Raw genomic sequence first — 22373 nt, forward strand, 5'->3', positions numbered from 1 at the left:
TACAAAAACTGTTTCTGTATTAGTTAATCTTCTCTCTTTTAGAGACAGGTAATTATTAATTATCCATTATCGATGTAATACAGCTTTCTAGGCTGTAAAAACCTGGAAGGTTGTGTGACAATAAATAGTAAATTTTCTCTCTTTTAGGTAATTATTAATTATAATTATCCATGTAACACAGCCTTCTAGGCTGTAACAACCTGAAATGTTGTGTGACAATAAATAGTCAATTTTCTCCCTTTTAGAGACAGGTAATTATTAATTATCAATTATCCATGTAACAAAGCCTTCTAGGCTGTAACAACCTGGAATTTTGTGTGACAATAAATAGTCAATCTTCTCTCTTTTAGAAAAAGGTAATTATCAATTATCCATTATCCATTATCCATTATCTTATTCCTTCTTGTCGCAACCAAGTATCTGCCCAAACTGCATCCTTTTCTGATAATCCTGGTACTGGTTGTTGAGTATAATCTATTTTTAAATCATAACGGCCAACATCATAAATAGTAGTTAGTAAACTTTGTAAATCTATAATTGGTTCTGTATCTTCTGGGCGTAATGGCAAAGGAAATTTAGGAATTTTATTTTGGATATTAAAGGCATATAAATCAGCTCTTGGTCGTTGCTTTTTCCGACTAACTAATATCCGATAATTACTTTCATTTTTATGATTTGAAATAGGCATCATTTCACCACGACGTAGTAAATCTATTTCGACAAAATTAGTCAAACTATATAATATTTTTTCTCTTTTTTCTAAATACATTTCTCTACCTTTTCCACCTCTTTTATTAGCAGGAGATAATATTTCTATAGCAGTGATAACTTCTTTAGTTGCTACTTCCTGAATTTCTAAATATCCTTCACGAATAGTAATTGGTATTGGCAGAGTTACTGTTGTAGGTTTTGTAGAAGGTTCTATTACTGCAACTTGAGATTCTGTAGAATTTGATGTGTTAATTTGACCTTTTTTTGATAACACTGAAACATCAGGAATACCTACAAGTAAAGATTCTATATTGTTAGTTTCATACATTCTGACATCTAGAGAAACTGAATATTTATCGCCGAGTTCACCAGATAATAAGTCAGCCATTCTGACAATGAGTCGATTATGTAATCCTGGCCATAAATCGGGATGTTCTAAATATGGGTCCATACCTGGAAATGGGGAGGGCATAATTTTTTATCCTTTGGTTTTAATTAATTATAGTAAATATGATAATTATTTTGGTTTTGATTGTATTTTAACAAAATTTTATGGGTAGAGATAATACCTATAGCAATTTTTTAATTTGTGAGGTCTTGATATTCGATCCCCCCTAACCCCCCTTAACAAGGGGGGAACTTCAAAGTCCCCCTTTTAAAGGGGGATTTAGGGGGATCGTATTTGTGTACCTAATCAATTTGATAATTGCTATACCCTCAAATTTTTCCATTAATTTAGACTGACTGAATTTCTTGCCAAAAATGCCATCCCCATACTGGTTTATATCCGAGTTTAAATGCAATTGTTAAACAGTCTCCTAATGTGAAATATTTAGAGCGTTTATCTTGTAAAAGATTGTAATAAATCCACCCTTGACGGTAGCCATTATATTTTTGAGTTTTTATTAGTTCGTCAACTATAATTTGATGTTCTTCATTAACATAAAAGTTGACAGAAAAATTGTTCATTTTTTCATTTGTTTTGATTGTCTACAATTTATATCTTAAGTTAAATAAATAGGTTTTTTGGGTCAAATAAAGCTGCATTTTTCCACTGCATCAAAAAGTGAGCAAAAACTGAGCCAAGTGAACTTTGGAGAAATGTTATAAAATAAAAGGTGTGTAAATTAAGTAGAAAAAATAACTATGGCAGCTACTATTGCAGCATCAGAACAAGGTCTGAAAATTATTGATATGGCTAGAAAAAAGAAAGGATGGAATAAGTACGAAAGTGCTTGGCATGACTTAGCATTCACTTCTAAAGCAACACTAAAACGATTTTGGCAAGGAAAAGCAATTGCACAAGATACCTTTATAAATATTTGTAAAACTGTTGGAGAAAACTGGGAAAAAATAGTTGATAATAACCCACTATCTCGAAGTAAGAAAAAAGATTTTTTTGCTTATGATTATGCTTGGGTGGGACGAGAAAATTTAGTTACTGAATTAACTAATAAAATTAAAGATACTTGTCGAGTTGCTATTATTGTTGGCATTTCTGGTATTGGTAAAACGGCATTAGCTGAAAAGGTAGTATCAGAGTTAGATTGGAATAAGTTTCACCAGGAAAATTTTGAGTTAGATAACCAAGCTTCAGATTTTGCTAGTGTGGCAAGTCGATGGTTGGAAAAGTGGGGCGATCGCCTCCAGGAAGAAGACCGCAAAGATACCGGCAGATTATTAAATCGGTTGGTGAAGCGGTTACAGGATAATGAATATTTGATATTGATGGATTCTGTGGAAAATATTATGGAGGGAAATGAGCTGGAAGGTGGGAATAATTTCCGGGATGAATGGTGGGGGAAATTTTTTGAGAGTTTCTTAGGAACAGAATCTTGTAAAAGTCGAATCATTTTAACTTCCCAAGATTTTCCCCATCAAATACCAGAGCGTTATAAAAATTTCTGGCACTGCATACTGTTGACTGGGTTATCTGAGTCGGAGCGTTTGGAGTTATTCGAGAAAACTGGGTTAGAGGTAGATGCAGATTCACCAAGTTACGAATATTTAAAACGTATTGGTGCTGCTTATGAAGGTCATCCTCTGGCATTGCGTGTAATTTCTGGGGAAATAGGTGCTAAACCTTTTGATGGTAATGTTGTAGCTTACTGGAAAAAGTACGGCCATGAAATAGAGGAGGTAGAAAAGGCGATCGCTGAAGTAGATCGGGGAATAATAGAGGGTGCTGATGATGAGTGGAAGTTGGATCGATATACTCGCAAGCTCCGAAAAAATGTGCAAGAGCGTTTGGAAAAGACTTTTGGCAGACTGAAACAGGATACGATTGATAGTTATCGGTTATTATGCGAGGGTTCGATTTATCGTTGTGCAGTACCGGAAAAGTTTTGGTTGAATCATTTAGCTGATTGGGATTGTGATGAGGATGAAGCAGATTTAGCTTTGGAGGTTTTGCGCGATCGCTTTTTGCTTGAGGAAGTTGTGGAAAATGATGATGTGTTCGTGAGGCAACATAATTTAATTCGTAGTGTAGCATTGGAACATCATAAAAAATTGGACGAGGATGGGCAAGACAGGGATTTGGCCACGGATGCACGGATGGTGAATTAGAGTATATTGAGATTAGCGATCGCTATTTACAGCAGTTTTTATTTGTAGGGGCGAATGGCATTTCCGTGCCGGAATGCTCCGCAAACGCCCTAAAGAGTTTTGGCTATTTTCACAGAATTAGGAGTACCAAGAAATTAAAAGAGCGCCAAAAATTGAAAAAACAATTAATGAATCAATAAAATAATGACAAATATTACACCAAATGGCGAATTAGTATTAAGAGAAATTAGTCTCGAATCAGCAATTATTAAATCAATTAAACCACATTCAAAAAGGTCTCAATATCGGGGAGTTGTTAACTGGTTAGTATTCTATAAAGCACATAAAAATGCTTCTAACTTGGAGAAGGTTAAAGGTTATTTAGAAGCTTTTTATCATTTGTGTCAAGTGGAAGATTGGGATAGGGCAACTAAATTAATTTTTGTTAGACTTAATACTCCGACAAAAGAAGAATTTCACAAGCAACTTTATACTTGGGGATATTATCAAATACAAATTGAAATTTACACTCAAGTTTTGAGTTTTAGCGAACTAAGTCTGTCAATAAAGGCGACTATATTAACAAATTTAGGAAAAGCAAATATGGCTTTATTAAAGTTTGACAAAGCCATAGAATATCTAAAACAAAGTTTGAGTATTGCTCAAGAAATTCAATCTCCTGAAGAAGAGGAAAAAGCAATACAAAATCTCGGTCATGCTTATCTATCTAAAGGAAACTTTGTTGCAGGAAAAGACTTGGTGGGAAATTTTAATGCTAAATTGCAATTTCGTCGAGCATGGAGATACTTTCAGCAAAGTTTAAAAATTAGTCGAGAAATTAACGACGTTTACAAAGAAGGAAGAGCTTTAGGAGGAATAGCAAATTTCTATACAGTTATTAGAAAGTATGACCAAGCTATTGATTATTATCAAAAGCAAATAGCTATAGGTAAACAAATTCAAAATTTAAGTCTTGAAGCAACGGCTAAGTGTAATTTAGGAATTGTTTATTGTGAATTGAGAGATTACGACAAAGCAATTGAATTTTCTCAGTCAAGTTTAGCTATAGCTAGAGAACTTCAAGATAGTCAGTTAGAAACTGGAAATATAGAAAATTTAGGATTTATTGAGCGTCGTTTAGGAAATCATGATCAAGCAATTGAATTATCTCAAAAGCTTTTAGTAACGGCAAAAGAAACAAATAATATTTCAAGAAAAAATCTAGCATTAGAAAACTTAGCAAATATACATTATTCACAGGCATATGATGAGAAAACAACAGGGAATTATGACAAAGCTATAGAACATTATCAACAAAGTTTATCTCTTGTAAATAAAATTCAATCTTCCCAGGAAGAAAGAGTATTATTTTTGAAATATTCGATACTTTTTAATTTAGGGGAAATCTATATAGCCAAAAAAGATTATGATAAAGCCATAGATTATTTTAAAAATACTTTCTTTGCTGCTGAAAAAAACAAAAGCATTGAAGGTCTCATTTTATCAGTAATGAGTTTAGCTAAAGTATATGCAGAACAAAACAATGGCAGACTATCAAACAGTTCTTATCTAGGGTTAGCTCAGATTATAATTTTCGTTGTTTTTGTGCAATTAATAGATTTAATATTAGCAAGATTTTTATATTTAGCAGCTTTGATTTTAGATATTTTCAGTCCAGCTATATCCATAGTTCTTATAGTTTTCAAGTCCTTGAGAAATATTATTGGAATCAAACAACATACAAAAGTCAATGAAAATTAGGAATCTAGAAATGAATAATATTACACCAAGGGTTGAATTAGTTTTAGAAAAAATAGGTCTAGAATCAACAACTATTAAATCAATCAAACCACGTCGAAAAAAGTCTCACTATCGGGCAGTTATTAACTGGTTAACAGAGTATAAACCCCATGCAAATGCTTCTAATTTACAAATAGTTAAAGGTTATTTAGAAGCTTTTCATCATCTTTGTGAAGTAGAAGATTGGGAAAGAGCTACAACAATTATTGATATTACTCTCAATACCCCCACTAATGAAAAATTACGAGACCTATTAGGAACTTGGGGTTACTATCAACAACAAAAAGAAATTTATGACCGACTTTTAGGCAAATTAAATGATGAGTGGCAGCTCATTTGTTTAAATGGTCTTGGTAATTGTCACTTTTATACAGGTAGTTATCAACTAGCTATTAATTACTTTAATCAAAGTTTAGTAATTGCTCAAAAAAATCTCCTGACTGAAAAAGAAGTAGGCATACTAATAAATCTAAGTGTTCCTTATCAAGAAATAGGAAATTATGAAAAAGCTATAGATATTTTATCTCAAGCTTTGAAAATTAATAAAGCAATAAATAACCCTCTTGGAGAAGGTTCAATATTCACAAATTTGGGTTCTATTTATGATGCTATTGGCGATTATGAAAAAGCAATTCAGTTTCATACAAAAGGTTTAGATATTGCTAGAGAAAATGTTAACCTCTATCAAGAATGTGTAGCACTTGGAGGTATGGGAAATGTTTATTTTGCTCTGCAAAACTATCATGTGGCAATGACTTATTACCAACAACAATTAAAAATAGCAAAAGAAATAGGCGATCGCCAAAGTATTAAAACTGCTTTAGGCAATATTGGTATTATTTACCGCTTTCTCAACACATATCCTGAAGCTATTACTAATCTTCAAAAAAGTTTAGAATTAGCAATAGAAGTTGGCGATTTGAATGGAAAAGAAACTGCACTAATAAATCTAGGTTTAATTGAAGTTGAATTAGGAAATTTTACTCAAGGAAAAGAGTCTTTAGAAAAAGCTTTAAATATTGCCAAAATGATAGGCGATCGCCGAGGTGAAAGTTTTATATTATTCGGTTTAGCTCAGTATTATTATAGGTGTGGTAAATTTCAACAAGGTTTTACTGTCTCTCAAAAATCTCTGAAGATAATGATAGAATGTGGAGTAACAGTAAATGCTTTATTATTGCCAAAATGGTATAAATCATTCTTAAAATTTAGTCAAAGAGGTAAATTTCAGCTAACTTTATTCCTCTTATTTGTATTAATAGGATTTCCCTTTGCCATCATTGTATCTTTCATAACTACATTATTTTGGGGTTTATATAATAAGCAGAAACTCATCAACACTTAGGAAATTTAGATAAAGAGTTAGGGTTTGGAGAGCAAACCCCTACAGTAAACTTTTCCCAATATTGATGGTAAAATCTTATTCTCCAAAAAAGATTCCTCTCCACAGAAAAGCGATCGCTGCTTATTTATGTACTTTTAGCTTCTATTTGACTTTGATTATCGACAAAATTTACTAGCAATTGAAAAAGTATTTTTTTGATATTATTTCGACCATAAATTCATAATTGTAGTTTAAATTATAATAACCTAATAAGAGTAAAAATAGCAATCCTAAATAGATTGTAATATTGAACCGTAGGGGTTTGGTTTCCAAACCCAAGCGCCAAGAAAATTGTCTAATTCTTTCTATGTTTAATCCTCCTCCAGAAATATTTGAAAATCCCAGAGATTCTTATCATAATCCCTGGATTTTTGGTATCTTAATTATTGTTGTTATTTTCATATTTATAATTATGTATTCTGTAGAGTCTCAATCTAAGTTTTTAACCGATCCATTTCTCCAAGCTCCGACAAAAAATTCTGTGCAAGTTGTTTGGTTTACTGAATTTCCTGGCCAACGAAATTTGGTGTTTTATGGTGAAAATTTGACTCAAGTTGTTGAGGCAAATACTACTAAACTTAGTCGCACTCGTGAAGACCAAGATTCTTTTGTGGGAAAACAAATAGAAAAGGGTTTAATTTATCAACAACCTATGATGCGAGATATCTGGCGACATGAAGCTAAAGTTATTGATTTAATTCCTAATAATTCTGTGCCATATCAAGTTATTAGCGAACAGGAAAATGGGGAAAACATTAGCAGTAAAATTTTTAGTTTAGCTCCTAAACCAACTGCTGATCAACCTTTAAAAATTCTCCTAACTTCTGACCATCAATTAAAACCAATGACTTCTGCAAATCTGCAAAAGGTAACAGAAACTTTTGATAAATTAGATGCTGTTTTTTTTGCTGGAGATTTAGTTAATATTCCGGATCGCTCTTCAGAATGGTTTGATGATAATCGAGGAAATGCTTTTTTTCCAAATCTCCAAGGTAGGGCTAATTATGAATTAGAAAAAAATGGGGAAAAAACTATTTATCAAGGTGGGGAATTAATTCAAAATATGCCTTTATTTCCAGCGATTGGCAACCATGAAGTTATGGGTATATTCTCGATGGAAAGTTCTTTAAATGATCAATTTAGTCAGCCATATCCTCTGGAAGTTGTGAAAAATTTATCTTCACAAAATACTGAAAATATTAATTCTGAGACTTGGTTAAAAAATAATTCTTTTAACACAGATACTTATCAAGAGATTTTTACTTTCCCTGAAAATAATTCAGAGAAAAAAAATTATTATGCTGTGACATTTGGTGATGTTCGTTTAGTGGTTTTATACATTACAAATATCTGGCGATCGCCCAGTTTAGAGGATGATGCTAGAGGCAAATATCGGGAACGAAAAAAAGATTTTGATAATCCGGCTGAATGGGGTTATGGTCAACATATTTTTGAACCTATTATTAAAGGTAGTGAACAATATAATTGGCTAGAAAAAGAATTAGCAAGTCAAGAATTTCAAGAAGCTAAATATAAGGTAGTTATGTTTCACCATCCGCCTCATTCTTTAGGTGAAAATGCTATTCCTGCTTATACTAATCCCATTCAATATATTGACCGAGATAAAAATGGTAAAATTACCATGATTCGTTATGAATATCCTCAACAAAATGACTATATTATTCGGGATGTTTTACCATTATTAGAAAGTGCTGGCGTGCAGTTAGTATTTTACGGACATTCTCATCTTTGGAATCGTTTTGTTAGTCCGAGTGGAATGCACTTTTTAGAAACATCAAATGTGGGTAATAGTTATGGAGCTTATATAGGAGATAAAAAGCGAACTGTGCCTTTAAATTATCAGGAAAAATATGCTGAAGTTGGTAATCCTAATGGTTTAGAACCGATAATTCCAAGTATTGCACCTTTGCGAGATGAAAATGGTAAAGCTTTACCTTATATTGCTAGTAATGATATTACAGTTTTTAGTATTTTTGAGACTGAAACAGGAACAGTTAGTAGTTATTATTTTGATACGAGAAAGCCTAATTCTGAAGTTGTAAAATTTGATGAATTTCAGCTTCAGAAAAAGGACTAAAACAGATTCCAACAAGCGTGAAGTACATCCACATGGACAAGATGCCCGCACTGGTAAAATTTACAGCGAATTCCAATTTAGTGAGGTACATTCACGCCAGCAGGATGGAGGGTTCCCGAAAAATCGCACTGTTAAGATTTAACTATTAATACCTGTACTTCAGAGATTTGAATTGTTGCTTATATTTAGCTGCTTTTCTCGTGACTAACCAGCTAAAATAATGATAAAATTATCCTCTAAAATAAACAAGCTCAAAACTATGTCAGTTTACCACCAAATACTCCATCAAGCTCAAAATTTAAGCTTAGATGAACAAGAGCATCTCTTAAAAGAGCTAGGTCACCTCATTGAGCAGAGGGCAAAAATTCAAAAACAAAACAATAGTTATACTTCATCACCATTAAACTGAAAGCGATGGCAAGGTTTTCCCTCTAAAGGGGTTGATGGTCTGGAATTTCAGGTAAAAATCAGACAAAAATGGCATCAATAATCAATATCTTTATGGATACCAATATTATAATTTATTAGTTCAAATGTTTGGTATAATTATCTCCTAATAAAATATCTAATTTTAGTATCTAATATGACTATGAATTTCTATCAAATGATTGAATCAAAGGTAAGTTGTGGAGATTTAAAAATCATTTGCATTATTTCTCCAGCTCGAGCAGGTTCAACATTTTTTATGAATGTCTTAGCTCAATCACCTTCAGTGCATGGCTTTATTAATCAACCTTTTCATTTAACTTATTCTTTTCCATATATACCTCCCCATAATCGTGAATAAATTGCTTATCAACGGATATGGGATAAATACTTAAAAGCCAGAAAAATACACTCTCAAAAAGTAATTACCCTGGTAATTAAGTGTATGGCACGCAATCTAGGTATTGGGCAACAAGTCATCCGACTTCTTAAATTAATAGACAAACCTATTTTATTAATTCGCAATCCTTTTTTTGAGTATTGACTCCTTATTAAAAATGCAAGTAATTTCAATTGAGGATATGCCTGAAGCAACTCAAAATGATTTAGATACTTATGCTCTTCAAAAGGGTTTTATGGATAAGACAGGAAATAGAAATTATTGGCAAGTTTTACGAAATTTTATTTTAGAGACAAAGAATTACCAAGTGATTTCAGATTTGCTTATTGAAACTTTAGCTTTTATTGAGTTAAATCAATATCAGATGAATATGGTTAATGATTATCAATATTGTTTTAATCACGATAACGATGGCGATAAAAACAATTTTTTTGCCTTGAGTTGGACAGGATGGTATAACATGGCATTTACATATAAGCAGTATATCTCTGTAGCTTTAGACTACCTTGTGGTTGATTCAACTGTTCTCAGATGTATACCTGAAAAAGTTTGTCGTGAAGTAAGTCATGCTCTGGAAATAGAATACACATCATATATGATCGATGATTGGCAAGTAGTTGAAGAAAATATAATAGATGATGCAGTCATAAAGACTTCATAGATGAAACATTGTTATAATGAAGTCAAAAATAGTTCAGGAGTTAGACCTCCAAAAGAATCTCCTATTTCAATTAAACTTTTTCCAAATATTTTTCAAGATCATCTTTTAAATACAGCTTACCCAGTTTATGTTGCTTTATTTAAAGATAGCCATGCTATTCGTCCACATAGTTATGAAGAAACCCAAAATTTGCTGAATAAAACTATTACTAAAGATGGTAAAATTATGACGCAGATTGATATAATTTTTACAGCAGTAATTTTGGATTCATTGTACTAAACAATGATATCATGTCCGGTAGGATCGTTTGTGTATAATAGAAAAGGAAAAAATAATTTCCCGCAGCGATCGCTACTCTTCAAGCACTTGACAAATCATCAGTAGGCTACCAACGAAAACAAGTGAGACCTGTTTGGGAGCGATCGCTGTTTCATTAAGTTGATACATTGCTCAAAAACTATATCTTCCATCTGGGACAAATTTTCAAAGTCAGTTGATTAAGACTGTAATTTATCGGAATAAGTATTCATTGCAAATTAATGGGAATCATATCATTATTAATGAACCAGGTGTATTAGTTAATCATTCTAATGTCTAATTTTCTAGATAACTATCTAATGTTCTAATTCTCCATTGATAATTATCCATTGTAAATTAAATAAAGTAAGGTTTTAACCATAAGTAATATTAATTATTCGTTATTAATTATCCCTCCTCCTAATAAAATATCTCCCTCATACCAAACCGCAGCTTGACCAGGAGTTATGCCAAAAACTGCTTCTTCAAACATTAATTTAACTCGAAAACCTTCTTCTGATTTCTCTTCATTAATTCCCAAAGGAATAATATCTGCAACAACAGGTAAACTACGATATCTGACTTGCACTTTTGCCCGGATTGTGGTAGAGGGTGCAGCAATAGAAACCCAGTTAACCAACTTCACAGTACACTCCATTTTGGCCGCACTGTGGCGATCGCCCACTACTACGCGATTCATCACTGGGTCTAAATCAATCACATATAAAGGATGAGGGGCAGAAACTCCTAAACCTTTTCTTTGGCCAATTGTATAATGATGGACACCATCATGTTTTCCTAAGACTTTCCCTTCTTGGTCAACTATGTCACCTTGATGGGGAGTAATATATTTATCTAAAAATTCCCGCATCGAACCGCTCGCTTCTACCAGACATAAATCCTGACTTTCTGGTTTATCAGAAGTTTTCAAACCATATTCTGTGGCAATGCGTCGGGTTTCGCTCTTCACCATTTCCCCTAGTGGAAATACGGAACCCGCTAGTAAGTCTTGTGTTAAATCATACAAGAAATAAGATTGGTCTTTGTTTCGGTCAACGGCACGTTTTAATAGATAGCGATCGCTTGCTGAATCATAATCAATTTTTGCATAATGCCCGGTGGCAATTTTGTCAATACCTAATTTTTCCCGACCATAAGCTAGCATCGGACCAAATTTAACAGTTTTATTGCATTGAGAACAAGGCAGTGGAGTGATTCCGGCGCTATAACCTGCGACTAAATAATCCACAATATTTGTCTGAAATAGTTCGCGAGTATCAACAATATGATGGGGAATACCTAATTGTTCACAAATATGGGCAGCATCAACCATACCATCGGAACAGCATTGACCTTTTCCTTTCATTAACCACAAAGTTAAGCCCTCGACTTGATATCCTTGATGATGTAATATTGCTGCTGCTGTGGAACTATCTACTCCACCAGAAAGACCGACTATAATTTTATTCATTGGATTTAAGATTATAAAGTCAAAACTATATTTATTTATCTTAATTATAGATTTTTTTTCTATATTTAAAATTTAAGGGAGTAGGGAGTAGGGAGTAGGGAGTAGTTAAGAGTTAGGAAGAATAGTAGTTATATAGGAGGCAGAATTCAGCAATAAAGCCATGAACAATTAATAATTAATAATTACTCTTTCTTGAAAGAAGGGGATTGACTAATTATGAAAATTTTTGATTTATCCCCTTTAAAGGGGAGGCTTCCAAACGTTAATTGTTGAATAAATAATTATTGACTATCAACTATTAATTATTCGGTAAAAATGGTCTCTTGATTTTTTGGTTTTAGTGAGCCTTTTATGCTAAATTAAAGAACCTTTTTGACCTAAAATATTAATCTTGAAAAGCTTTCATATTTAATCAACAAACCCTAAGTATTCAGCTATTAGCACTCAGCTTTTCCACAGGAAGAGCTTACCTGAAAATTAATGATTTATTTGAGTAACTAACTATGCTAAATCAACCTCATATAATATTGTGCTACGAAAAAACAAAAATGTCATTATTACCAATTATGTTCGGAGGATTTTTAGTTTTGAGCTACCAGACATTATGCCTGGGAAAAGTCATCAAAACTAAAACTTTAACCACCCATCCAAATCAAAACCAAAACACAATTTTTATCTCCAATAACAGCACATCAAAAAATCAAACACTGATAACACAAATTCCCAGATATCCAAGACCTCTGGAAAAATTACCATCATCAATTTTAACACCTTCAAATATACAACCAGAACCAATATTTAATCCTATCGAAACTAATCCATTTCCCTATTTACGATATGTTGTTTATGTTGAGTCAGCGAGTCCTATTTTGTTAGGAATTATTCGGCAGCAAGTTGAACCAAGGGCAGTATTACGCTCTTTGGGAGACGAAAAAGTTATTCAAGTCGGAAGCTTTTCTCAATTGTTTTTTGCATTAGATTTGTTAGATTTTTTAGAAGAGAAAGGTATTAATGGTAGATATAAAAGGTGGAATCCTGGAGAAGCATTTGGCGACCCTGTAACATCTACAACTTTAGCAACTACTGTATATCCTCCAGTTACTCATTCAATAGCTTATGGATTGAGCAATAAAAAACATTATTATCTACTAATTCCTAGTCGGTTAAAAGATTTAGATTTAATTACAAATAGATTGGGATTATTGGGAGTTCCTGACCAAGGTATTCAGATGACAGAAACACCAGAAAATGTGGCTATAGGACCTTTTGAAAATCAAGAAACTGCTGAAAAATGGCAACGTTATTTGTTAGACTCAGGATTTATTAATGTTGTTATTTATAATGGTCGTTAGAAGGAAGAGGGAAGAGGGAAGAGGGAAGAGGGAAGAGGGAAGAGGGAAGAGGGAAGAGGGAAGAGGGAAGAGGGAAGAGGGAGTAAATATTAGACATTTCTAATCATCAAAAATCAAATCAATTATTTCTATTTTATCCGATGGGAATGACACAACTATAGCAATCCTAAATTAGGTTGCGGGTAATCAAAAAGTAAACAAAAAAAACCGTAACTCTTACCTTTTCGATGTTCCCGAAAAAGCAGTAAGATTTTTGCCACGAATAAAATAGGATTGGTCTAAAACAGCGCGTTACATTATTACATTATTAGGGGGAGGGGCGGGTTTATATAAATCTTAGAGTAACCGTGAAAATTTCTTCTAAAACCCGCCCCTACTATTCACTATTTAAGGAGTTTTAGCTACTAATCTCTACTTTTGAATACCTCTTTTATCTTGAAAAAAATGGAAAACAATGCTATACTTCCTCAATACTTAAGCTATTAATTAATAATTCAGGTTTAGTAATTTTTTTAACGATTGTATTCTTCTAGTCAAGCAATGAAAATATATTATGTCTAATTTCCCTAGTTCCTATTCCCTCCATACCTATTCCCTCCATACCTACTCCCTAAAAATGAAAATATATTATGTCTAAATTTCCCTAGTTCCTATTCCCTCCATACCTATTCCCTCCATACCTATTCCCTCCATACCTATTCCCTAAAAATGAAAATATATTATGTCTAATTTATCTAATTCCTATTCCCTATTCTCTAATTCCTATTCCCTACTCCCTAAATTTATAGTTACTGCTGCACAAATGCGACAAATAGAAGAACGAATATTTGCTGCGGGAATGCCAGTAGCTGCTTTAATGGAAAAAGTTGCTGGATTATTAACCCGAAAAATATTAGAATTATTAAATCCTAATATTAAAAAAATCGGTGTATTAGTGGGTCCTGGTCATAATGGTGGAGATGCTTTAGTCATAGCTAGAGAATTATATTTTCAAGGTTATGAAATAATAGTCTACTCCCCTATTTATAAATTGAAAGAATTAACAAATTATCATGCTAAATATCTCCAATCTCTAGGAGTTAATTTTGTCGAAAATATTTCCTTGCTCAAAAATTGTGACTTGCTCATAGATGGTTTATTTGGCTTTGGTTTAGACCGGGAAATTTGCGGAAATTTAGCTGAAGATATCAATCAAATTAATAGTTGGCAAAAACAGATATTCAGCATTGACTTACCTTCTGGAATACATACAGATACAGGAGCAGTTTTAGGAACAGCTATTCGTGCTACTCATACATTTTGTTTAGGTATTTGGAAACGAGCATTTTTACAAGACCAAGCTCTAGAATATATTGGTAAGTCTGAACTAATTGACTTTAATATTCCCCTGGCAGATATTACAGCAATTTTAGGAGAATTTCCTACAATTGAAAGAATTACAAAAACATCTGCTATGGAAAATTTACCCCTACCTTTTTCCCCAATAACCTATAAATATAAAAATGGTAATTTATTATTAATTGCAGGTTCTCGTCGTTATAGTGGAGCAGCAATTTTAACAGGATTAGCTGCTAGAGCAACAGGTGTGGGAATGTTATCTATTGCTGTACCAGAATCCATTAAACTGATACTAAATAGTCAGTTACCAGAAGCACTAATTATTGGTTGTCCGGAAACAGAAACTGGAGCGATAAAAGAATTACCAAAAGATATTGATTTGAGTAAATTTGAAGCTATTGCCTGCGGACCTGGTTTAACTATGGAGCCTACATTGATAATAGAACAATTATTATCTGTAAATTGCCCTTTAGTTTTAGATGCTGATGCTTTAAATATTTGTGGAAATTTAGCAAACAATTCTTTAGTAAGTCAACGTCAAGTACCAATAATTATTACTCCCCATCCAGGAGAATTTAAACGTTTATTTCCTCAGCTAAAAAATCAACTTAATAATCGGATATTAGTGGCAGAAAAAGCTGCTGAAAATAGTAATTTTGTGGTAGTTTTCAAAGGAGCAAAAACAATTATTGCTGATAGTCAAAAAATATTGATAAATCCAGAAAGCACTCCTGCATTAGCAAGGGGAGGAAGTGGAGATGTACTTACAGGATTAGTCGCTGGTTTATTAGCTATTACTGCAACTAAAATTCCTCCATTTGAAGCTGTCAAAACAGCAGTTTGGTGGCACGCTCAAGCAGGAATATTAGCAGCAAAAGAACGCACAGAATTAGGAGTAGATGCTTTTACCTTGACTCAATATTTAATACCAAGTATTAGAAACTGTTTAAGTATTCAGCAGTCAGCTAACAGCTCTCAGCTTTGAGTTATTAACTTAATTATCACACCAAAGAGGAAATTAGTTTAATAGCAAGAATTAAAAGTTATAAATGAAATTGTTGATCAGCTAATTTTAGAATTGCTTGATTCTTGACAAAAGCTTTTTGCGCAGCATTCAGCATTTCCTGCGGAATGCTTACGAACCTGCATTCCTTTAGGAGGTAAAAATCAGACTTCATAGGATATTTTGCATGACATTTATATAACTAACTAAATAAATATGCAATAGATAATTGCCAATCTTTTAATAAATTTAGAACTGGCAAATTATCAGAATTATATCTAATTTCTGGTTGTTGGTTAGGTTGAAAAATCACTACATATTTATCTTCAGAATCTATTAACTAACCTAACTGAGTACCATTATTAAGACAGAAAATAATTTTATTAATTAATTGATGATAACTTTGTTCTGGCGATAGAATTTCTATTACCTAATCTGGTGCTATTTCAAATCTATTTTCGATTGTAGCATTGGGTTTTCTCAAAATACTTTGCCATAGAAAAACTGAAATATCTAGAACTATGGAAAGTCTGCTAAAAGTACATCTTAATTCTGGCAATGCCATAGGAGTTTATCCTACAAATCAATTCTATGGATAGGTTGTGGTGCGTTAGGCTTTTTAACCCTAGTACCTTTTCATGTCGCGCAACGTTTTATGTCCGCTCAAGCGCGGAAAACCCACCCTACTAAAATACAAATCAAAAACTTATTCTTTAGTATTGCGCAATAGTAAAGTCTCAAAATTCTGCAAATACTCAAATAATACCAACAGGACTTACGCAAAGGTACTATATATAGAGTTAAAAAACTATTGTGCAATAGTTTTCAGCACTATATCTAGCGTCGCTGCGTAAATCCTGACCAACCTACCATAATTAAAAAGAAATGGCTTGGTTATTATTGGTGATTAATTCAACTGTTGTACAATAGTTATTTTTCATATATACCAAAGGCGACGATAATTATACACACCGCTAAAGGAGCGCTCAATCTGTATTTAATTGAAAATTAATTCAACTGTTGTACAATAGTTATTTTTCAGATTTACCAAAGGTTATGATAGTTCTACACACCGCTACGGGAGCGCTCAATATCTATTGAATTGAAAATTAATTCAACTGTTGTACAATAGTTGTTTTTCAAATATGCCAAAGGTGACGATAATTCTACACACCGCTAGGGGAGTGATCAATATCTATTTAATTGAAAATTAATTCAACTGTTGTACAATAGTTTCTAGACTTTATTAACGCGGTGTGCAACTTTCTACGAAAATACAAAAGCTTATCGACATAAAGTTGAAAAGGCTATTTTCAGAACTCCCTAAATGTAGTAAGTCAGGAAAAGTTACACACGGCGTTTATTAGTAAAAATGGTCATGTCTCATTTTTGAGTACGAGCTTGTTTGAGCATATCAATAAGAGTATGATGAGCATCTTCGGCATCTTTTAACGTATGATCAAATTCAACTCTTATGGGTAAATTTTCCCCACTAACTTCAGCAGTTAAATTCATACCTTGAGCATCAATAGAAAGCATTTTTGCTGCCGTAGCATTGGGAGAACTACCAAATTTTTGAGCATACAAAAGTACCGCATCTTGATGGTCTTCGTTTATATGGGAACAAATGCGATCGCTAATTTCTGAAGTAAATAAATCAGACATATTTTCAAATCTTTTTAAGGGAACAAGGAATAGGGAATATTGGGAAAAATACTTCCATTTGCTAAGATTCATCAGTAGAAAAATAGAGGTACAATATATTCCTCCTATTTTCTCTGTTATTAATTATTAATTATCCATCACTTTACTTTTTCACCAAATCCTAATTATTAATTATTCATTATCAACTCGACAGTGCAAATTTATAGGAATAACTATTGCTAGCTAAGGATTTCAGCCATCTAAAATTTAGAAACTTTTTCTGGAAAAATGTAGGTGCTGTAAGCCTTTGCCAGTAATACTTTAACCCTTGAAAGCAAATAATTTTTTAGGAGAACTTTGTACTCTCCAGTTATTAATTACATTCCTCCTACTTGATTTTTCCTCCCCACTTTCTCCTTTTTTTGAGTAAACAATAATTATCCATTATAAATTATCTATCACTCTACTTTTTTCACCAAATCCTAATAATTAATTATTCATTATTAATTATTAATTATATTAATTGAAAGCCACCAACCAAAACTCAAACCAAATCCAGAAATAATCACCAAAATCACAAAAGTAAAAAAGCCATTCAAATACTCTATCAACTTTTCTCCAGCCAACATCTGAGAAATTACTCCAGCCACAATACCAATAGCCACCCAACACCCAATAATAATATTAGGTCCAGCACTAACCAAAGCGATCGCCACATTTTTAGACCTAGTAGAGTTCCAAGCCGCAGACCAAGCTCCAACCCAAGCTCCCAAAACAAAACCCAACATACCACTCACTCCAGTACCAGTCTTAGAGGTAATCGCAGCATCAACTATTGTCCCAAAAACAAATCCACTAGCAGACCAAATAATTGAACCAACCACAACGACGAAAATATTTTCTGCCCCCTGACCAGCCAAAAATCCTATTAAAGCAATTACTCCATCAATAGTCACCACAGCAGCAACAGTTTTAGCCTTTGGTTCAGTACCAGCAATTATCCCTAGACTACATCCCACTATAGTCCATGCCCAAGCAGTTGCGATACCCCCCACATAATTTCCAGCTATCCAACCTGCTCCACCACCAGCACCCAACATGGCGAGTGCCCAACACCTCTGGGAACTGGACCCCTCAATTGCCAAAACAGTCATTCCCATCCATGCTACACCTTCAACCACAGCCCAAGTCCAGGTAGGAGCTTGAGAAGCAACTAATACCCAAGCTGTCATAGTATAAAAAATAAATGTACTAATCAAGCTACCCCAAGGAATACAAAAAGTAGTTGAATTTGGTTGACGAGTGGATGTTTGAGTGTATACCTGCTGACCATGATTAGTGTAGGAATTTCGTGGTCTTTGAGGAGACTGAGGAGGAGTATAAGGGTTAGGAGGAGGTGGGGGACGATGTGGTGTTGGTTTTGGTGAAATAACTTGATTTTGAGAATTATTTAAAAAATGTCGCAATTTGTGGTAAGCTTCATTAATTTCTTTTAGACGAATAGTTGCTCTTGCTTGTAGACGAGTATTATGGACAAAGCGATCTGGATGCCAGACAAAAGCTAAATCTCGGTAAGCTTCTTTTACTTCTTCTAGGGAAGCGCCTGGTTCAAGTTCTAGAATTTTATAGTATTGGTTGATGTCATCCACGCTTGAATTTCTCTTGAGACATTACTTTCTATTCTACTACTACTATCTATTTAGGATTGCTATATAACAGGAAAAACAATAAGTTCATAAATAAATTAATTATACATCATCTTCTTCTTATTCCCTGTTTCTTCTCTGAAAAAAGTAACAATTATGTCAAGGGAAAAACTGGATATTCAAGAATTACAAATTAGTGTTAGTGAGTTACTATCTTTGGTTGAAAATGATCGATAAATAGTAATTACTAATGGTAATATTCTGATTGCTAGATTAATTTTACTTAGTTCTATTAAACAAAATATTGGAGAATCAGAAAAAACACCACAACCAGGATTAAGTTTAGGTTCAATGGTTATGAGTGATGATTTTGATAGACCTTTAAAAATAGGTTTTTATGATAACTTGAGTAGTCTTGTCTAATTGTCTGATCTTTACTTTCTAATTTTATATAAAAATGCTTTTTCATTCAAGAGATTTTCCAATATTTTTACCAATATTTTTTATTCTATATTGGTTTGTAACTAACAGAAATTTGAAGTTGCAAAACTTGTTAATAGTTGCAGCAAGTTATTTGTTTTATGGTTGGTGGGATTGGAGATTTTTATCACTAATACTAATCAGCACTATGATTGATTATAGTCTGGGAATAAGACTTTATAAAGAAAAAAAATTAACCAAAAGAAAAGTTCTACTTTAGGATAAGTATTTTAGTAAATATTGGCTGGCTTGGCTTTTTTTAAATACTATAACTTTTTCCTAGAAAACTTTATAAACGCATTTTCTTGGTTTGGAGCAGATTGGAGACGTTAGCATATTTGACTTTCCACATGGTTTAGAGATTATTTATATATTCCTTTAGGTGGGAGTGGTGGTGGTACTTGGATGAAAGTTAGAAATACTTTTATCATATTTATAGTTAGCGGTTTTTGGCACGGAGCAAATTGGACTTTTATTATTTGGGGTGCTTTAAATGCTATTTACTTCTTGCCACTTTTACTTACTAAAAACAACCGTACAAATTTAGATATTGTGGCTCAGGGAAAATATTTTCCTAGTTTGAAAGAGCTATTACTTATGTTAATAACTTTTGGGTTAACTGTTTTTGCTTGGATATTTTTTAGAGCCAAAAATATTAATCATCCAATATGATTCCTGATGAGATGATTTTTAATACACCATATCATTTGAACAAAAAAGGGGTTGATTATAGAATAGGTTGATTAATTGAAGATTTTAAAAATTATAACAAGCAAATCTTTGTAGAGTAATTTTGTCCTAATCTATAGCTAAAATAAAAGAACATCTCAAAATATTAATCTCAAATGTCAGCTAATTCTCCTACCGCTCTTTTAATTGATGGTCATTCTCTCGCTTTTCGTTCCTATTACGCTTTTGCTAAAAGTCGTAGTGGAGGTTTGAAAACCTCTACAGGGATTCCCACCAGTGTTTGTTTTGGTTTCCTGAAATCTTTACTAGAAGTAATAGATACGGAAAAACCAGAATATTTAGCGATCGCCTTCGACTTAAAAGAACCTACTTTTCGTCATAAAGCTGATATTAATTATAAGGCAGATAGACCTGAACCGCCAGAAGATTTAATTATTGATTTAGAAAATTTAAAGGAGCTTTTAAATGCTTTTAATTTAAAAGTTATTACTTTTCCTGGTTATGAAGCTGATGATATATTAGGAACTTTAGCACAAAAAGCTAGTGCTGTTGGTTTGCGGGTAAAAATTCTTTCGGGAGACCAAGATTTATTCCAATTAATAGATGTAGAAAAAGGTATTAGTGTTTTACATTTACCAGGAGGAAAAGGTAGTACACCTAAAGAATTTTTGGCTGAAGAAGTGAAGCAGAAATTAGGAATTTTGCCGAGTCAAGTTGTTGACTATAAAGCTCTTTGTGGAGATAAGTCTGATAATATTCCTGGTGTTAGAGGGATAGGGGAAAAAACTGCTAGTAAGTTGTTGAATGAATATGGTTGTCTGGAAAAAATTTATGCTTCTTTGGATAAAATTAAAGGAGCAAATCAGAACAAGTTAGTAGAAGGAAAAGCTAATGCAGAACATTCTCAGTTTATGGCAAAAATAGAAGTAAATATGCCGTTAAATATTGATATAGAAGATTGTCAGATCAAAGGATTTTCTAGGTCAAAAATTGAACCTGTTTTGCAAAGATTAGAATTACAACATTTTCTCAATCAAATTCCTAATTTAGAACAGCAGTTTGATGGGTTAGCTGGAGTTAAGTCTTTGCCGGATGAGTCAGAAAGTCAGCAACCAGAAAAATTGACAAATACTTTTGTTGAAGTAGAAAGTGATGATTGGTTTTTTAGTGCTGAAGATACAAAATTAGCTCAACAGCAAATTTCGATAAAATCAGATATTCAACCTCAAGTTATTGATACTCCAGAAAAGTTAAAGGAGTTAGTAAATATTTTAAAAGAACAGAGAAATTTTCAGACTCCGGTTGCTTGGGATACGGAAACAACTTCTTTGGAACCGAGAGATGCTGAGTTAGTTGGAATAGGTTGTTGTTGGGGAAAAAATATAGAGGATGTTGCCTATATTCCTACCGGACATAAAATCGGAAAAAATCTGGATAAGGTGAAAGTTTTGGAGGCTTTAAAACCTATTTTGGAAAGTACGGAATATCCAAAAGTTTTTCAGAATAGTAAGTTTGATAGATTGATTTTTCGGTGTCAAGGAATTAGATTAGCTGGAGTTGTTTTTGACACAATGTTGGCAAGTTATGTATTAGATCCTGGAGCCAAACATAGTCTGGAAGAAATATATATTAGATATCTCAGAGATATGGGAATAAGTTTACAAAGTTATAATGATGTTGTCTCTAGAAATCAAACTATTGCTGACCTAGATATTGGGAAGGTATCTGACTATTGTGGTACTCAAGTTTTTGTGACTTTTCAGTTAGTAGAAAGATTAAGAACAGAATTAGAAAAAGCGGATAAAAATCAACCTTCAGAAAAATCTTTGTACAAATTATTAGTAGATGTAGAACAACCTTTAGAAGTTGTTTTAGCAGAAATGGAACTTCAGGGAATTAGAATTGATATTGAGTATCTCAAAAAATTCTCAATTCAACTGCAAAAAGATTTAGAAAAAATTGAAAAAAGAGCTTGTCAAACAGTAGATATTCAAATTTTACAAGAATATCTGAAGACAGAAATTAATAAAATAGATTCTAATTCATTTACCAATCAACAAGAATTAAAAAAAGCAATATCTAGCCCTATACTCAAAGCATATATCAGTAAATTATCAAAAGAAAAAAGAGAAAATTTAGTAACTATTGAAAACCAAATAAATCAAGCAAAAACCAGTGACTTATTAAACCTAAACTCACCATCTCAATTAAGTGAACTTCTGTTTGAAATATTGAATCAAAATCAGAAAAAATCGCGCAAAATAAAAACAGGTTATTCCACCGATGTAGTAGTCCTAGAAAAATTACAAACAGAACCAGAACATCATCCTATTATTGATGAAATATTAAATCATCGAACCTTATACAAACTCTTTTCTACCTATGTCGAAGCCATACCAAAATTAGTTCGTTCAGATACTCAAAG

At 32.8% G+C, this 22373-nt stretch carries 17 protein-coding genes and 1 pseudogene; 12 read left to right on the plus strand and 6 right to left on the minus strand.

The annotated features are described in order from the left end of the window. Window positions 1–388: 388 nt before the first annotated feature. Both VKJ25_RS08330 and VKJ25_RS08335 read right to left on the minus strand, forming a co-directional pair. On the minus strand, window positions 389–1183 hold the full coding sequence (locus tag VKJ25_RS08330) for a DUF4058 family protein (RefSeq protein WP_324236160.1): 795 nt from the start codon (window positions 1181–1183) through the stop codon (window positions 389–391). Window positions 1184–1446: 263 nt separating this feature from the next. Beyond that, window positions 1447–1680, minus strand: coding sequence for a hypothetical protein (locus VKJ25_RS08335; RefSeq protein WP_324236161.1), 234 nt, complete (start codon window positions 1678–1680; stop codon window positions 1447–1449). 177 nt (window positions 1681–1857) lie between these two features. Here VKJ25_RS08335 and VKJ25_RS08340 point away from each other — a divergent pair, with 177 nt between their 5' ends. The 8 genes from VKJ25_RS08340 to VKJ25_RS08375 all read left to right on the plus strand — a co-directional run bounded on the left by VKJ25_RS08340 (window position 1858) and on the right by VKJ25_RS08375 (window position 10306). Further along, entirely contained in the window at window positions 1858–3279 is a 1422-nt protein-coding gene (locus tag VKJ25_RS08340) for an NB-ARC domain-containing protein (RefSeq protein ID WP_324236162.1), read from the plus strand. 183 nt (window positions 3280–3462) lie between these two features. Then, a complete protein-coding gene (locus VKJ25_RS08345) occupies window positions 3463–5019 on the plus strand; it encodes a tetratricopeptide repeat protein (RefSeq protein WP_324236163.1) in 1557 nt (518 codons plus the stop codon). A 10-nt stretch (window positions 5020–5029) separates the two neighbouring features. Beyond that, window positions 5030–6403: a tetratricopeptide repeat protein gene (locus VKJ25_RS08350; RefSeq protein WP_324236164.1), complete on the plus strand. Its 1374-nt coding sequence runs from the start codon at window positions 5030–5032 to the stop codon at window positions 6401–6403. Window positions 6404–6749: 346 nt separating this feature from the next. Then, the gene (locus VKJ25_RS08355) at window positions 6750–8540 is read left to right on the plus strand and encodes a metallophosphoesterase family protein (RefSeq protein WP_324236165.1); all 1791 of its coding nucleotides are present in this window, start codon (window positions 6750–6752) and stop codon (window positions 8538–8540) included. A 259-nt stretch (window positions 8541–8799) separates the two neighbouring features. Next, window positions 8800–8949, plus strand: coding sequence for a hypothetical protein (locus VKJ25_RS08360; RefSeq protein ID WP_324236166.1), 150 nt, complete (start codon window positions 8800–8802; stop codon window positions 8947–8949). A 174-nt stretch (window positions 8950–9123) separates the two neighbouring features. Further along, window positions 9124–9327: a hypothetical protein gene (locus VKJ25_RS08365; protein ID WP_324236167.1), complete on the plus strand. Its 204-nt coding sequence runs from the start codon at window positions 9124–9126 to the stop codon at window positions 9325–9327. A 196-nt stretch (window positions 9328–9523) separates the two neighbouring features. Beyond that, a complete protein-coding gene (locus tag VKJ25_RS08370; RefSeq protein ID WP_324236168.1) occupies window positions 9524–10027 on the plus strand; it encodes a hypothetical protein in 504 nt (167 codons plus the stop codon). Beyond that, on the plus strand, window positions 10028–10306 hold the full coding sequence (locus VKJ25_RS08375) for a hypothetical protein (RefSeq protein ID WP_324236169.1): 279 nt from the start codon (window positions 10028–10030) through the stop codon (window positions 10304–10306). A 412-nt stretch (window positions 10307–10718) separates the two neighbouring features. On the opposite strand, the gene mnmA is transcribed toward VKJ25_RS08375, so the two are convergent. After that, window positions 10719–11795, minus strand: coding sequence for a tRNA 2-thiouridine(34) synthase MnmA (gene mnmA / locus VKJ25_RS08380; RefSeq protein WP_324236170.1), 1077 nt, complete (start codon window positions 11793–11795; stop codon window positions 10719–10721). A 503-nt stretch (window positions 11796–12298) separates the two neighbouring features. Between mnmA and VKJ25_RS08385 the strand changes: the two genes are divergently transcribed. Beyond that, window positions 12299–13147 carry a hypothetical protein gene (locus VKJ25_RS08385; RefSeq protein WP_324236171.1) on the plus strand — a complete coding sequence of 283 codons (849 nt, stop codon included), beginning with the start codon at window positions 12299–12301 and terminating at the stop codon, window positions 13145–13147. A gap of 721 nt (window positions 13148–13868) precedes the next feature. Next, window positions 13869–15470 carry an NAD(P)H-hydrate dehydratase gene (locus tag VKJ25_RS08390; RefSeq protein WP_324236172.1) on the plus strand — a complete coding sequence of 534 codons (1602 nt, stop codon included), beginning with the start codon at window positions 13869–13871 and terminating at the stop codon, window positions 15468–15470. A 448-nt stretch (window positions 15471–15918) separates the two neighbouring features. Here VKJ25_RS08390 and VKJ25_RS08395 read toward each other — a convergent pair whose 3' ends face one another. From VKJ25_RS08395 to VKJ25_RS08405, 3 genes are all read right to left on the minus strand, one after another. Next, a complete protein-coding gene (locus VKJ25_RS08395; protein WP_324236173.1) occupies window positions 15919–16053 on the minus strand; it encodes a hypothetical protein in 135 nt (44 codons plus the stop codon). Between the two features lie 818 nt (window positions 16054–16871). After that, window positions 16872–17153: a DUF2470 domain-containing protein gene (locus VKJ25_RS08400; protein ID WP_324236174.1), complete on the minus strand. Its 282-nt coding sequence runs from the start codon at window positions 17151–17153 to the stop codon at window positions 16872–16874. 482 nt (window positions 17154–17635) lie between these two features. Then, a complete protein-coding gene (locus VKJ25_RS08405; RefSeq protein WP_324236175.1) occupies window positions 17636–18781 on the minus strand; it encodes a J domain-containing protein in 1146 nt (381 codons plus the stop codon). A gap of 834 nt (window positions 18782–19615) precedes the next feature. On the opposite strand from VKJ25_RS08405, the pseudogene VKJ25_RS08410 reads away from it, so the two are divergent. Together VKJ25_RS08410 and VKJ25_RS08415 are read left to right on the plus strand one after the other, a co-directional pair. Continuing rightward, window positions 19616–19930, plus strand: a pseudogene (locus VKJ25_RS08410) (MBOAT family O-acyltransferase); the annotation flags it as partial. A 173-nt stretch (window positions 19931–20103) separates the two neighbouring features. Next, on the plus strand, window positions 20104–22373 hold a 2270-nt coding region (locus tag VKJ25_RS08415), incomplete at its 3' end, for a DNA polymerase (RefSeq protein ID WP_324236176.1).

Source organism: Okeania sp., assembly GCF_035285525.1.
Taxonomy (GTDB): Bacteria; Cyanobacteriota; Cyanobacteriia; order Cyanobacteriales; family Microcoleaceae; genus Trichodesmium.

Excerpts from the sequence above, each read along its gene's own strand:
- VKJ25_RS08330 (WP_324236160.1), bottom strand. The coding sequence starts at position 1,183 with ATGCCCTCCCCATTTCCAGGTATGGACCCATATTTAGAACATCCCGAT.
- VKJ25_RS08335 (WP_324236161.1), bottom strand. The coding sequence starts at position 1,680 with ATGAACAATTTTTCTGTCAACTTTTATGTTAATGAAGAACATCAAATT.
- VKJ25_RS08340 (WP_324236162.1), top strand. The coding sequence starts at position 1,858 with ATGGCAGCTACTATTGCAGCATCAGAACAAGGTCTGAAAATTATTGAT.
- VKJ25_RS08345 (WP_324236163.1), top strand. The coding sequence starts at position 3,463 with ATGACAAATATTACACCAAATGGCGAATTAGTATTAAGAGAAATTAGT.
- VKJ25_RS08350 (WP_324236164.1), top strand. The coding sequence starts at position 5,030 with ATGAATAATATTACACCAAGGGTTGAATTAGTTTTAGAAAAAATAGGT.
- VKJ25_RS08355 (WP_324236165.1), top strand. The coding sequence starts at position 6,750 with ATGTTTAATCCTCCTCCAGAAATATTTGAAAATCCCAGAGATTCTTAT.
- VKJ25_RS08360 (WP_324236166.1), top strand. The coding sequence starts at position 8,800 with ATGTCAGTTTACCACCAAATACTCCATCAAGCTCAAAATTTAAGCTTA.
- VKJ25_RS08365 (WP_324236167.1), top strand. The coding sequence starts at position 9,124 with ATGACTATGAATTTCTATCAAATGATTGAATCAAAGGTAAGTTGTGGA.
- VKJ25_RS08370 (WP_324236168.1), top strand. The coding sequence starts at position 9,524 with ATGCAAGTAATTTCAATTGAGGATATGCCTGAAGCAACTCAAAATGAT.
- VKJ25_RS08375 (WP_324236169.1), top strand. The coding sequence starts at position 10,028 with ATGAAACATTGTTATAATGAAGTCAAAAATAGTTCAGGAGTTAGACCT.
- mnmA (WP_324236170.1), bottom strand. The coding sequence starts at position 11,795 with ATGAATAAAATTATAGTCGGTCTTTCTGGTGGAGTAGATAGTTCCACA.
- VKJ25_RS08385 (WP_324236171.1), top strand. The coding sequence starts at position 12,299 with ATGCTAAATCAACCTCATATAATATTGTGCTACGAAAAAACAAAAATG.
- VKJ25_RS08390 (WP_324236172.1), top strand. The coding sequence starts at position 13,869 with ATGTCTAATTTATCTAATTCCTATTCCCTATTCTCTAATTCCTATTCC.
- VKJ25_RS08395 (WP_324236173.1), bottom strand. The coding sequence starts at position 16,053 with ATGGCATTGCCAGAATTAAGATGTACTTTTAGCAGACTTTCCATAGTT.
- VKJ25_RS08400 (WP_324236174.1), bottom strand. The coding sequence starts at position 17,153 with ATGTCTGATTTATTTACTTCAGAAATTAGCGATCGCATTTGTTCCCAT.